Annotated in this window: 9 protein-coding genes; 3 read left to right on the top strand and 6 right to left on the bottom strand. The window is 56.9% G+C overall.

Translation table 11 applies throughout. The features are described from left to right. The first annotated feature begins 116 nt into the window (after positions 1 to 116). On the top strand, positions 117 to 1643 hold the full coding sequence (locus tag K3757_RS12105; protein ID WP_259995835.1) for a fused MFS/spermidine synthase: 1527 nt from the start codon (positions 117 to 119) through the stop codon (positions 1641 to 1643). Between the two features lie 305 nt (positions 1644 to 1948). Next, positions 1949 to 6631, top strand: coding sequence for a choice-of-anchor L domain-containing protein (locus K3757_RS12100; RefSeq protein ID WP_259995834.1), 4683 nt, complete (start codon positions 1949 to 1951; stop codon positions 6629 to 6631). A 118-nt stretch (positions 6632 to 6749) separates the two neighbouring features. Here the strand turns inward: K3757_RS12100 and K3757_RS12095 are convergent, their stop codons facing one another. After that, on the bottom strand, positions 6750 to 6965 hold the full coding sequence (locus K3757_RS12095) for a hypothetical protein (RefSeq protein ID WP_259995833.1): 216 nt from the start codon (positions 6963 to 6965) through the stop codon (positions 6750 to 6752). A 135-nt stretch (positions 6966 to 7100) separates the two neighbouring features. Here K3757_RS12095 and K3757_RS12090 point away from each other — a divergent pair, with 135 nt between their 5' ends. Next, positions 7101 to 7850 (top strand): Crp/Fnr family transcriptional regulator, encoded by a 750-nt coding sequence (locus K3757_RS12090; RefSeq protein WP_259995832.1) that lies wholly within the window; start codon positions 7101 to 7103, stop codon positions 7848 to 7850. A 71-nt stretch (positions 7851 to 7921) separates the two neighbouring features. Here K3757_RS12090 and K3757_RS12085 read toward each other — a convergent pair whose 3' ends face one another. From K3757_RS12085 to K3757_RS12065, 5 genes are all read right to left on the bottom strand, one after another. After that, the gene (locus K3757_RS12085; RefSeq protein ID WP_259995831.1) at positions 7922 to 9106 is read right to left on the bottom strand and encodes an acetate/propionate family kinase; all 1185 of its coding nucleotides are present in this window, start codon (positions 9104 to 9106) and stop codon (positions 7922 to 7924) included. Positions 9107 to 9308: 202 nt separating this feature from the next. Then, positions 9309 to 11060: an alpha/beta hydrolase gene (locus tag K3757_RS12080; protein ID WP_259995830.1), complete on the bottom strand. Its 1752-nt coding sequence runs from the start codon at positions 11058 to 11060 to the stop codon at positions 9309 to 9311. A 120-nt stretch (positions 11061 to 11180) separates the two neighbouring features. Beyond that, entirely contained in the window at positions 11181 to 12029 is an 849-nt protein-coding gene (locus K3757_RS12075) for a F0F1 ATP synthase subunit gamma (protein ID WP_259995829.1), read from the bottom strand. Further along, complete coding sequence (locus K3757_RS12070; protein WP_259995828.1) at positions 12026 to 13558, bottom strand: F0F1 ATP synthase subunit alpha; 1533 nt, start codon at positions 13556 to 13558, stop codon at positions 12026 to 12028. Before K3757_RS12070 ends, K3757_RS12075 begins: the two co-directional genes overlap by 4 nt. After that, the gene (locus tag K3757_RS12065) at positions 13548 to 14282 is read right to left on the bottom strand and encodes an ATP synthase F0 subunit B (RefSeq protein WP_259995825.1); all 735 of its coding nucleotides are present in this window, start codon (positions 14280 to 14282) and stop codon (positions 13548 to 13550) included. Before K3757_RS12065 ends, K3757_RS12070 begins: the two co-directional genes overlap by 11 nt. Between the last annotated feature and the right edge of the window lies 1 nt (position 14283).

The raw sequence follows: 14283 nt of genomic DNA, 5'->3' as shown, positions 1-14283 counted from the left end.
TTGTCTATCAAGTCGCTATCTTCCGTTGGTTCCACCACAAGGATCAAGTGCCATTCTGTGCCATCGGATCAAATTTCGATTGACGGCATTTTGTGGGACACGCACTTTCATACCAGATGGATAAACATATTTCCCCCCCGCTCATTCCCCTTTGGCTGCTGATCTTTCTTCAAGCGGCCATTTCGGCGTCCAGCCTTGTGGTTGAGATCGTCGCGGGCCGGATGATCGCGCCCTATGTCGGTATGAGCCTGTATACGTGGACCTCTATCATCGCAGTTGTGCTTGCCGGATTTTCGGTCGGGCATTGGTGGGGCGGGCGTATTGCGGCGCGCGCCACGGCGTCAGCCCTGAGGATGACCGGATGGACCATGGTCGCTGCGGCGGTCTTCACTGCGGCTGCGACCCTGCTGTTGCGCGCATTTGCAGGACCGGTGGTTGAAGGGATCGCTCACCCGCTTGTCGCCATTACCGCGCTGACGTCGCTGGCCTTTTTCCTGCCCTCTCTTTTCGCGGGTGTGCCTGCGCCGGTCTTGACTGTGGCGGCCATGCGCGGTCGCGATCAATCCGAACGGGCGCTGGGCGCAATGTTTGCATCAGGTGCGATTGGCGCTATTGCGGGCACGTTGATGGCAGGGTTCGTCTTTGTGCCGCTGCTGGGGTCGGTGACGACTTTGTTGGTGATTTCGGCGATCTATACGATTGCAGCGATGATGTGCTTTCGGTTGGGCGCGGTATCGCTCCGCGGTGCTGTGGCGCCCTTGATCGCGATTGCGATAGCAGGTTTCATCGGTATGCGCGCGCTGGCCTTGCCCGCCATCTGTGATCATGAAAGCAGCTACTATTGCATCAGAACTGTTGATTTGTCGGAAAATCCCGCCGATCCGGTTCACTTGATGGTGGTGGATCATTTGGCGCACGGCATCAGTGCAAAAGAAGCACCGCGCGTAATGTTCACACCGCATGCAGCGATGCTGGATGCCTTGCCGCGCATGCGGATGGGGTCTGCTGCCTTCACGTCCTTCCATATCGGAGGCGGATCATACTCGGTTCCCAGATCGTGGGCAGACCGCGACATTGCAGGCATTACCATCGCCGAAATCGACCCCGAAGTGACAGCCACCGCGATCGACAACTTCTGGTTTGATCCCACGACCGTGACGATCCTGCACAGCGATGCCCGCGCAGCATTGCGCCAGAGCGACCAGACTTTCGATGTAATCGTCGGCGACGCTTTTACCGATATTGCTGTGCCTGAACATTTGGTGACGCTTGAGTTCTTCCGGCTTGTCGCTGCACGGCTGTCGCCAAAAGGGGTCTATGCCATGAATCTGATCGACAGCGTTGACAGCCTTGCAGCCCTTTCCGCCGTGGTCGCAACCCTGCGCGAGGTGTTTCCCAGCGTCGAAGTCTGGACAGCAGCCGGACGGCCGGATGCAGGGGAGCGGCGGGTGTTTGTCCTGCTTGCCAGCGCGCAAGACAGCGCGCTGTCCGCGGTTGATACCCGTGCGCCGGAACTGACCCGGTTTCAAGCGCTTGATACCGGATTTATAGACAGCATCGTTGCGCGCCACGGATCACGCATTCTGACCGATGATCATGCGCCGTTAAGCTATCTGATGGGGTTTGACCGCGTCGTTGATTGACCCGTTCTGTTCAATCAAGCAGATCGGAAAATGACGTATTCGCGTGGCATGAAAGGGGCAAATTTCTCTTACTTTTGAGAAAAGCCCAAAGGTCAAATATGTCGAAATTTTGTTTCGAAATGGTGATGCGGCCGGTATTTACCCCGATTTACCTACCCTAGCGTGTAAATGGTCACGCTTTGGGCATGCCTGCGCCTAATTTTATTCAATTTATAGCCGCGTTATGCGCCCATTTCCCTGCGATATTCCGACTGTGAACGAGTGGCCGCGAAACGCGGCAAATTATGTGATTGAAAGAATACCGAATGGCGACTGCAACAGAGTTGAGGATCAGCACCGGCGCTGACGCGATCACCCTTGCCCAGACAATTTTTGGCAGTGGCGTCACTGTAACCAGCGCCACCCTGACCGGCGCTGCCGGAGCCTCTGCCACTTATACCGGCGCTGATGCTACTCTGGGCGGTATTGCCCCGGGGGATAGCGGGATCATCCTGTCGACAGGGCAGGCGGCGAATTTCACCAATTCGGACGGCACTACGAACACCAACATAGCAGAAAACGGCGCCAGCACCGACAATCTTAATGCCGGTGATGCACAGCTTGACGCAGTTACAGGTCAGGCCACGCAGGATGCTGTGGTCCTTGAAACCACGTTTACGACGACTGGTGACTACATCACGATGTTGTTCACCTTCTCTTCCGAGGAGTATCTTGAATACGTTAACGGTGGCGTAAACGATGCGTTCGGCGTTTGGGTCAACGGTACGTATGTGCCATTCAATCCGGTTCCCGGCGGTGTTGTTTCGATTGATACCGTGAACAGTACCACGGCGTCCAACCTGTATTTGGACAATCCGGTTGCTGCCGATACGTATAATACCGAAATGGACGGCACGACACTTGTGCTGTCGATCAAGGCTCCGGTCAGCTCTACCGGCCCGAACACGATGCGCATTGCGTTGGCCGATGGCGGCGACGGGTTCTATGATTCCAACGTTCTGATTGCGGCCAACAGTGTTCAGAGCGTCGCGCTTGTCTTCGATGACCAAATCACGATGGAGGCGAATACTGCGACGACTGTTGATGTTCTTTCCAATGACATCGATAACACTGGTTCTGGCCTGACCATCACCGAGATAAACGGGATTGCGGTTGTCACGGGCCAGACTGTGACCCTCCCGACGGGCGAACAGATCACCCTCAATGCCGACAACACGCTGACCATTCTGTCGGATAACGATCTTGGTTCAGAACCATTTACTTACGCGGTCGAGGATGGGGCAGGTAACGTTGATATCGGCTATGTCACGATTACGACCGAAGCGGATATTCCACTGAACTACGTGGTTGAGGGTACCTCCGGTGCTGACACGATTGATGCCGGATATGTTCTCGATCCTCAGGGCGACAGGATCGACGCAGGCGATGCGTTGGATGGCTCAAATGACGATTCCATTCAGGCTGGTGCAGGCAATGATATCGTCCGCTCAGAGCTGGGTGATGACACCATTGAGGCAGGTACCGGCAACGATAGCGTTGAGGCCGGGCTGGGCAATGACAGTGTTATCGCGGGTGATGGCAACGACACGGTTTTTGGTCAGGGCGGCGATGATACGCTGCTGGGGGGAGAAGGGGCCGACAGTCTTGATGGCGATGACGGCAACGACAGTCTTGATGGCGGTAGCGGCAATGACACCCTGATAGGCGACGCAGGCAATGACACATTGTTTGGCGGCGCCGGCAACGACGAAATCTATGTCTCGACCGGCAACAACTATATCGACAGCGGTACCGACAATGATCTGGTTTTTGGCGGCGATCTTGCTGACACGATCCTTGGTGGCACCGAACTGGACAGCCTGTATGGCGGCGGCGGCAATGATAGCATCAGCGGCGGCGGTGATGCTGACGTCATAAGCGGTGACGACGGAGACGACACCCTTTTGGGCGGGTCCGGCGACGATACAGTTTCAGGCGGTTCCGGCGACGACTTATTCCTGCTTGAGAACGGCTTTGGTAATGACCAGATACTCGGCGGCGAACTCGGTGAGATAGCAGGCGATACCCTTGATCTGAGCGCGGTTACCGATGCAACAACGGTTGATCTTACATCCTCAATCCCCGAAGCGGGCAGTGTTTCGGACGCCACGGGCACAGCGACGTTTCAGGAAATAGAGAACATCGTGCTGGGCGGTGGCGTTGATACGGTTGTCCTTGCTGATGGATCAGGGAGCGACGCTGTCACAGGGTTCACCGCGCCGACCGTGGATGGTTTTGGTGTATGGACTGGGGTAGACCAGCTTGACGTTAGCGGGCTGAGCGATCTGAACGGCGGTTTGGTGAACACCGACGATGTTACTGTTTCCGATACTGCCGGCGACGGGTCGGGGGATGCGATACTGACCTTCCCAAACGGCGAAAGCATCACGTTGATTGGTGTGTCAGCAAGCACGCTTACCGATCCGCTGGCGCTTGAGGCTATTGGTATCCCGCTGCCGAACTACATCGTCGAAGGCACCACAGGTGCCGATTTCATTGACGTGTCCTATACCGGTGATCCAGAAGGCGACATGGTGGATGCGGCAGATAATGCCACGGGTTCAAATGCCGATAGCATCGTTGCAGGGGACGGCAATGACACCGTATTTGGCGGACTGGATAATGACACCATAAGCGGCGGCACCGGTGCCGACCTGCTCTATGGTGAAGACGGCAACGATAGCATCGTTGGCGACGCAAATAATGACTCGATCTATGGTGGGGCCGGTGCAGACACCCTCAGTGGCTCTGGCGGAGCCGACTATCTACAAGGGGATGCAGGCGCTGACTCGCTGCTCGGCGGCGTCGGCAACGACAACCTGAACGGCGGTGACGATAACGATACCCTGAACGGCGGTGCCGGTAACGACAACATGACCGGTGGCGCGGGGGCTGACAGCCTTATCGGTAGCACAGGCAATGACAGCATGTGGGGCGGCACCGGTAATGACTTCCTTTCTGGCGGTGATGGCGACGATGCCATCTACGGCGGTGAGGGGAATGACAGCATCATCGCGGGCGCTGGCACCGACTACATCGCTTTGACCTCAGGCAATGACACGGTGTCTGCCGGAGATGATTCCGATAATATCAATGTGATCGCCGGCGGTTTTGCCGATGGTGCAGTCGTCACAGCTGATGGCGGCACTGGCGGTGTCGATAGTGACACGCTTAATCTGTCTTCCTGGTCTTTTTACCGTGCACTGACGGAAACGACAGATGCCGATGCCGATAGCACGTCTGGCAGCGTCGAGGTTCAGGACGCTGCGGGCAACTGGATCACAGTCAACTTTATAGAGATCGAGACCCTCAGTCTGCCGCCACCCGCCCCAGACTATATCGTCGAGGGCACGGCGGGGGATGACAATATCAACAGCTCCTATCTGGGCGATCCAGAAGGCGACATGATTGACGCCAACGATGCGCTGGATGGCTCCAACGATGACAGCGTTGAGGCGGGTGCAGGCAATGACACAGTGTCGAGCGGGGCCGGTGACGACACCATCCTTGCAGGCGACGGCGATGACCTTGTCCAAGCTGGCGATGGCGATGATCTTGCTTTCGGTGAAGCCGGCGATGATCTGATGTTCGGCTTTGATGGCTCCGATACGCTTATCGGCGGCGATGGCAGCGACATCATCAACGGGATGACCGGTGCCGATCTGATTGAAGGTGGCGCAGATGCAGACACCATCGTCGTTGAAGCGGCCTTTGGTGCCGATACGGTCTATGGTGGTGAAGACGTCAGTACCGGTAATGACTTTGATACGATCAGAGTGAATACATCGTCGATCGCGGACCCATTAACCGTGACTTTCAGCGAAGATGAAGCAGGCACGCTGACAGACGGCACCGACACGCTGGGTTTCTTTGAAATCGAACGGATCGAGCTTGGCAACAGCAATGACACGGTGGATGGCTCAGCCACGACCACTGGCATCAACGTTAACACCCGGGATGGCGATGACAGCATGCTGGGCGGTGACGGTGCCGATACCATAGATGCGGGCAGTGGTGCCGATACGGTTGTTGGCGGTCTTGGCGCTGATTCCGTGAACGCAGGGGCAGGTGACGACAACATTCAGGCGGCGCAAGGCGACACCATCAGCGGTGGTGACGGTGATGATACCTTTACTCTGGTCGATCTGGGCGATGCCGGTGCAGGCACAGTCACGATCGTTGGCGGTGAGGGCGGCGAGACAACTGGTGATAGGCTTGATCTAAACGGTCAGGCGGACCGCACCACGCTCAATATAACGGTGCCAAGCGAAGAGGCAGGTGGCCAGTCTGGCACCGTGCAGCTGTTGGATGGCACTGTTGTCAGCTTTTCCCAGATTGAGAACATTATCTGTTTTGTGCCGGGCACGCTTATCGCCACACAGGCTGGCCTGCGACGCATCGAAGATTTGAAGGTCGGCGATCCGGTTATCACTCAGGATAACGGCATCCAGAAGATCGGCTGGATTGGCAAAACCACGGTCAGCGGCCGGGGCCGCTTTGCGCCTGTGCGGTTTGCGAAATCTGTTTGGCCGGGTGCAACGGACGGCCTGACAGTGTCACCTCAGCACCGGATGCTGGTAAAGGGCTATCAGGCGGAGCTGTTATTTGGCCGGACCGAGGTGTTGGTTCCGGCGGTGCATATGATTGACGGCACAGACATCGTGCGTCAGCGCGTTGAGCGTGTCACATATATCCACATCATGTTCGAGCAGCACGAAATCATCTTTGCCAACGGTATTCCCGCCGAAAGCTTCCACCCTGCCAGCTACGGAGTAGACCAGTTGGCAGAGAATGCCCGGGAAGAATTATTTTCCCTGTTTCCAGAGTTGCGCAGCAACATGGGCGGCTACGGTGACACCGCGCGGATGACGATCAATGCCAAAGAAGCAAAAGTGCTTGGCGCATTTTCGGCTAGAAATGCTGGCGGTTTGCAGGCGTTGGTTAGTTGAATTGTCTAATGCAGTTCGGTGCGCTGGATCAGGGCGGCATATCGTCCTTGCCCTGTCCGTATGGGGAAACTGAAGCCGCGGCCAAAAGCGGTTAACCAAGGCCCGGTTTGGCGGCAATTCAGCCTATGTTGATCTTGTTGATCAGGGTTGCCACGGCTTTGTGTCTTTCTACCTCGGCAGGGGAGCCGGTTGCATGTTCATGCGCGGCTGCGGCATCTTTGAGGATGCCGATAATCTCGCGCTGGGGGAGTATTTTTGCGTCGTTCAATGCAAGTAATATCGCCTCGCAGATAGAGAGAGCGGCCATCCCTGAATGTGTGTTTTCCTCGGACATGGTTTCTCAGCCTTTCAAACTTTTCGCGCTGTGACTTTGCTATGCGCAGGGACTGAAGCAAAATAGGCAGAATTTTTTGTCGCCCGCGCTGATCGATATCAGTTCGAGCCGTTTGCTCTTTGGTAGGGAAAGCCTATGGCGCAAGAAAACGGGCATCTCATTGAAAGCAAAGCACTGGCGCGTAAGCTGGGGGCGTTTGTTGCACTTTCGGACGCTGAGCTGACCGTTCTTGATGGATTATATAAGCGGCGGCGCAGTTTTTCTGTCGGTCGTGATCTGGTGCATCAGGGTCAGACAGAGCAGGTCGCCTATATTCTCACCTCCGGTTGGGCCTGTTCGTATAAAATTTTGCATAACGGGGAACGCCAAATCGTCGATTTCCAGATACCGGGTGATTTTCTGGGCCTGCGTAGCATTCTTTTGCACACCTATGATCATAGCATTGAGCCTGTGACCGATATCGAAGTGATCGAGGTGCATTTACCCGATCTTCTGGCGGTCTTCGCGGCGCAGCCGCGCCTTGCCACAGCCGTACTTTGGGCGGCTTCACGGGACGAGGCGATGGTGGTTGAGCATCTGGTCGACGTTGGTCGGCGCGGCGCGGCAGAACGGATGGCACATTTCCTGCTTGAGCTTGGCGCGCGGCTGTCTCTGATCGGGATGGGAGATAGGGCAGGGTATGTCTGCCCGCTAACCCAGTATCTTCTGGCCGATGCCCTTGGTCTGAGTGCGGTTCATGTCAACCGTGTCCTGCGTCAATTGCGCGAAGCGGGTATGGTCACATTCCGCGATGGCATTGTCACATTCCACGATTATGACAGGATTGTGGAATTTGCAGCCTTCGAGACGACGTATCTTGATCAGGTCGGACCGTTCATGCCTTAGGTGCTGCGTTTCGCCGTGTCATCGGAACCTGCCTTGGAAGGTACGTCCACCAGTCAGCAGGCTGACGCAAATCAGCAGTTCGTAAGCGCATGTGTGGCGCGGGCAATGACGGCTTCCTCATCTGTCGGGATAACAAGCACGTCGATCTTGGCTCCCTGCGGACTGATCCGCACGGCATTCTGCGCATTTTCATCTGCGGCTATCTCAACACCCATCCATTCAAGATGGGCGCAGATGCCCGCCCGCACCATGGCAGAATTTTCTCCGATGCCGGCTGTGAACACCAGCGCATCCAGCCCACCGATTGACGTAACAAGTGCGGTCAGTTCACGCGCGGCGCGAAAGCAGAAAAGGTCGATGGCTTCGCGGGCATGAGGATCAGTGCTTGTTTCCAGCACGCCCATGTCATTGCTGATGCCTGACACGCCAAAGAGGCCAGATTCACGATACAACAGGTTTTCGATTTCCGTCGCCCCCATCCCCTTTGACTGCATCAGATACAGCAGGACGCCCGGATCGATCGCGCCACAGCGCCGACCCATGACCAATCCGTCCAATGTGGTGAAGCCCATGCTGGTTGCTGCGCTGCGCCCTTCTTTCAAGGCACACATGCTGGCACCACTGCCCAGATGTGCAACAATCACACGGCCATTCGCTTTGTCCTCGATATGCTTGGGCAGGACGCTGGCAATATATTCATACGACAGACCGTGAAAGCCGTAGCGTATGACGCCTTCTTCGGTCAAATCGCGCGGCAGGGCGAACATTTTGGCCAGCGGGTGCTGGGTTTGGTGAAAACTGGTGTCAAAGCACACGACTTGCATCAGGTCGGGGGCTGATGCCGCAACACAGGCAATTGCATTAAGGTTTTGTTCTTGATGGATTGGCGCAAGGGGGATCAATTCCGCCAGCTGTGCAATCAGTGCATCCGTGACAAGAGCAGGGCCTTTGAACTGGCGGCCGCCATGCACCACACGGTGTCCTGCTGCCTTGATCTTCACGTCACCAAGATAGCTGTTCAACCATTCCATCAACATGGCGATAACAGTGTCGGACCCCACTGCGTCATCCATCTTTGCAAAATCGCCCTGAGGGGCGCTGTTGCCCGCTGCATCACGTGCCGAGAAGGTCGGCTGGGTGCCGATCCCTGCAATCTGGCCACGCAGGAGTGCGCCTTTGTCGTCGTCTTTTTCCGGATAGACTGCAAACTTGAGGCTGGAAGAACCTGCGTTCAGTACAAGGATCGCGTTGGTCATAGGATGAATTCGTCCAATATGAGAGGTGATGCAGTAAGCAGTTGCGAAAGGTCCCCTGCGAGGTTGCACTATCGGTCGAAAGGGTCAAGCTTTGGCGCTTCGAATGCTGTACTCGCTCACGTCCCGATCAGCGCAAGAAACCCTGAAATTTCTCCGCACATGCCCGTCGCTTTGCCTTGCCGACAGCCGAATACCTGCGGCCTTACCGCTGCATCACATAGGTTCCGGGCGCATCACACAGCGGGACATAGTCACCCTTGGCTGTGCCCATCGGGGGGGGAGCCACAGGCGTGCCCGACCGCTCCGCCAGCCATTCAGCAAATGTGGTCCACCACGACCCTTCCTGAGTCGGATTTTCACTCATCCAGTCGCAAGGATCGCTGTAAGGGTCATCTGCAGAAGTATGCGCAACACGGTAGTGCCGGTTCGGATGGCCCGGCTCTGATACGATGCCCGCGTTATGGCCCCCGCTGGTCAGTACAAAAGTTATGTCAGTGTCGGTGAAGAGGTGGATTTTATAGACAGATTCCCATGGCGCTACATGGTCGTCTTCTGTCCCTACAGCGAAAATGGGCACGCGCAGATCCGACACAGCGACGGCCTTGCCTTTGACGCGATAGCGTCCTTCGGACAGATCGTTGTTCAGGAACATTTTACGCAAATATTCCGAATGCATCCGCGCGGGCATCCGTGTCGCATCCGCGTTCCAAGCCATCAGATCAAACGCGGCGCTGCGGTGCCCCAACAAGTACTCGCGTATGGCAGGTGCCCAGATCAGATCGCGGGCGCGCAAAAGCGCGAAGGCACCGGCCATCTGTTCGGATGACAGATATCCCTTCCGCGCCATCATGTCCTCGATCAGCGTTACTTCACTGTCGTTGATGAACAATCTCAGCGGCCCTGCTTCGGTGAAATCGACCTGCGCTGCAAGTAAGGTCACAGACGCAAGACGCTTGTCTTTGTCGCGGCCCATCGCCGCCGCCGCAATCGACAGAAGCGTACCGCCGAGGCAATAACCCATCGCATGAAGTTTTGGTGCTTTGGTGATCGAAAGCGCTGCGTCAATCGCCGCCATGACGCCCATTTCGCGGTAGTCCGCCATGCCTAGATCACGGTCTGAAACCTGCGGGTTTTTCCATGAAATCATGAACACCGTAAACCCTTGCGCGACAAGAAACGCGACCAGAGAGTTCTGGGCAGAAAGGTCGAGAATATAGTATTTCATGATCCACGCCGGTACGATCAGGATAGGCTCTGGCCGGACTTTTCCTGTCACGGGCGCATATTGAATGAGCTCGATCAGGTCGTTGCGCAGGACAACCTTACCCGGTGTCACAGCCAGATTATGCCCGATTTCAAAGGGGTGGGGGTCTTCAGGAAGTGCGTTGTTGGTTTTAGCGATCACATCATCGAACAGGTTCTTCGCGCCGCGAACAAGGTTCTGCCCCTGCTCGGTAATCGTGGCTGATATGACATCAGGGTTGGTTGGCGCAAAGTTCGACGGCGCGATGGTGTCAGAAACAAGCCCTGCCGCAAAAGCCATCAGGTTTTCATGTTCCGGGGTCACGCCATGCACACCGGTTACGGCATCTTGCCACCATTGCCACGACTGTTGGTGCGCGTGGCTTAAAACGTTGAAAGGATATTTCTGCCAGCCTTCTCCGGTAAACCGCCGGTCATCTGGTATTTCGGGTGTGCTCAGGCCAAGGCTTGCGGTCCAGATTGACTGAGCGTTTTGCATGCCCTGTTGTATCAGTTGCAACTGTTTGCCTGGTGAGACGGCCATATGGGTTGCCCAATCCATCCACGCCTCTGCCAGCACAGACGGCGAAACACCTGATGTGGCCGTGGCGACATTCGCGTGGGCGAAGCTGTCGATCGTGTCATAGACGTTGCTAGAGTTTGTAGCGACATTTGATGTGGTCGTATCCTTGCGGGGGGCTTTGCTGTCCAAAACTGAATCTCCTAGGTCGGCGGACGATGTCGCGCCCTGTCTTTGCGCCAAGTTAGCTTTGTTGCCGCAGTGCAGCTTTGATCTGGATCAGCGCAGCGTATTTTTCCAACCGTTTATTGATCATCGCGCTGGTTCGGCTGAGGCAGTGCCTGTTCCCAATTCAATAATCTCTGCGGTGATTGCTTCCTGACGGACACGGCGGAGCTTGGCCTGAAAGGTCTCAAGCTCACGCGCAATCTGGGCACCTGCCGATGCCATTGCTTCCATGCGCGCTTCGTTTTCGGAGGCAAAAGCATGCAGAGCAGCCTTGCAGACCTGAGCATTGAAGTAGTCTTGTCCCAGCGCGGCGATCAGCGGCTCTTCGGCCAGATGTGTCATCGGGTGTGTCGCGGTTGCAGGTGGCAGATTTTCCAGATCGATTGGAAACAGCGGTTGGCGCAGAAGCACAGGCCGTCCGTTCACCCACCCGGTAAACAGCGCATCGAGACAATTTATGCGCCTTTCTGCGACCGCCTGGTAGATTGCGGTTGTGATCCGATCGGCAAGCTTTGGAATTCCGGGCGTGTGCGAGGGCAGCGGGGCCGTCCAGTACGGCGCCAGCCCGCGTGCCTGAGCAATAGCGGCACCACGCGTGCCGATAAGGAACAGTAACTCCGGTTCGTCCTCTGTTGCGAAGGCTTCCAGAACCCGTTCGCTGAAAGCGCCGGCAAAGCCTTGTTCGGCGGTAAACACCAGCATCCCGCGTTTGGCTGATCCGCTGTCAAAGCTGTTATGAGGAGTATTCATGGAGGTATGCAAAACCGACGCCATGGCACCCGCGATTGTGTTGGCATAGCTGTCTACGGCCTGCACCTGTGTCCGCGCCACATGCGCGCGCGCACCGGCAATACCTTTCATTGCGTTGACCACTGCGCCGAGCTGTCGAATGCCTTCAATCCGCGCGCTGATATCAGCCAGCCGTTCGGTCATGGTACACCAGTCTCCGCGCTGCCGTCAGCAAGTGAATCCGCAAGATGGTTGAGCGCCTCCAGCACCTTATCGTGCATTTCAGGTTCAAGCTGGCCTGTCTGATCCATCGAGAAGTTGAAATCGGGAACCTCTTTGTCTAGCATGAGCGGGAGAGCCGCACGAAATGCCGGGATTACGCCAAGCGGAATGGCGTCCAACACACCGGATTGTACTGCAAGCATCAGAGCAACTTCATCACTTAAACGATAGGGCATATGCTGTGACTGTCGAAGGGTCTCTCTGATCCGCGCGCCACGTGTCAGCTGGGCACGGACGCGGCCATCGGGCATCCCACCAAAGCGCGTGAACACCTCCAGCTCCAGAAACTGCGCATAATCAAGCCGCAGCGTGCCTGCGGCCTTGCGCAACACAGGGGCTTGCGTTTTTCCGCCCACGCGGCTGACGCTTAGCCCCACATCCACTGCGGGCTTCTGGCCTTGATGAAACAGGGCAGCATCCAGCACGATCTGCCCGTCCGTGATCGAGATCAGGTTGGTTGGAATATAGGCAGACAGGTTACCGGAATCCGTCTCCGCAATCGGTAGCGCGGTCAGGGACCCGCCCCCGCGTGCTTTGGAAAGTTTAGCTGCACGCTCCAACAGTCTGGCATGGATATAGAAAACATCGCCGGGATAGGCTTCGCGGCCGGGTGACTGGCGGGTTAGCAACGCGATCTCTCGGTGGGTGGCGGCGTGTTTGGATAGGTCGTCGATCACAATCAGCGCGTGCTGGCCTTTGTCGCGGAAATACTCGGCCATTGTCATGCCGGCATAGGGCGCAATCCATTGCAGACCCGGCGCGTCAGAGGAGCCTGCGACCACAGCAATGCAGCGGGCGAAATTTCCCTGCGCTTGTAGCGCATCGATCGCGCGCCGCACGCTTGAGGTCTTTTGTCCGACCGCAACATAGACGCAGACCATATCGCTATGGGCCTGCGCGATCATGGCGTCGATCGCCAGCGTCGTCTTGCCGGTAGAATGGTCCCCGACGATCAATTCACGCTGTCCACGACCAAGGGCAAACAGCGTGTCCACCACCGTAATTCCCGTTTGCACAGGCTCGGTCACCAGATCGCGTTCAATAATCGACGGTGCGGGTTGTTCAATCGGGCGAAACAGATCGCTATGTATCGGCCCCTTGTCGTCCAGCGGACGGCCAAGCGGGTCCACGACACGGCCCAGCAACGTCTCTCCGACAGGCACGCGCGTGATCTCGCCGGTGCCAAAGACGGCGTCACCTGCCTGCACATCAGTGACCGCATCCAGCAGGACACACCCGATCAAATCAGGGTCCAGAACGCGGGCAAAGCCGACTTGGCCGCCTTCAAACCGCAGCACCTCGTCCAGCCGCACGTCTCGTAAACCTGAAACAAGCGCCACGCCATCGCCGATTTCTTCAACCCGCCCGCGGTGTTCTGTGCGTGGTCCCAAGGTTGCCTTCCGCAAGGCAGCGGTCGTGGCTTCGATCCAGGTCGTGCTGTCATGCGGCATCGGTCACCGCCTTTTGGACTTGTGTCAGGTCGGCTTGCCAACTGTTGCGTAGAACAAAGTGGGTGCTGCGCAGTTCAAGCCCACCTATCAGCGCGGGATCAGCGACAAATTCTAGCTCCGGTTCGGCACCCAATGCTTTGTGGATTGCTTTCACGATAGCATCGCGATCTGTCCCGATATTCTCCGGGGCCACGACCTCGATTGTAGACTGGCTGCTCAACAGCGCCGCCCGGTCGACGTCGGACATCCTCGTGATTGCATCGACAAGCTGCGCCAGAAAGGCTGACTGCGCAGTCGGGCCGTTCAGGTGTTCCAAAAGTTTGCCCGCGATCTTGAGTGATAGTTCAGAGGCGTGGGCAGCATGGGCCTTTTGTGCGGACAGTGTTTGCTTGTGAATGGATTCCTCAGCAGCTTTGCGCATTTCTTCGGCGCGGGCCTGCGCATTTGCCAGCGTTGCCTTGGCAGACGCTTCCGCCTCCGCTTTGGCAGTTTCAAGCAAGGCAACGCGCTCGGCTTTGATGTTGGCGCGGGCTTCGGTCACCTCTGCGTAGGCCGCATCGGCCTTTTCCCGCATGGCCTGCGCCGATCCTATCATCTTTTGGGCGGCTTCCTGACGCCTTGTGATGGACGCCGCAACAGGCCGCCAGAAGACACGGCTCAGAATCCAGACCAGAATTAGAACGTTGACTGCTTGCAGTCCCAGCCCCCAGAAATCGATCGTCATT

Source organism: Sulfitobacter sp. S223 (genome assembly GCF_025143825.1).
Lineage (GTDB): Bacteria > Pseudomonadota > Alphaproteobacteria > Rhodobacterales > Rhodobacteraceae > Sulfitobacter.
This window is presented reverse-complemented; position numbering and strand designations above follow the sequence as displayed.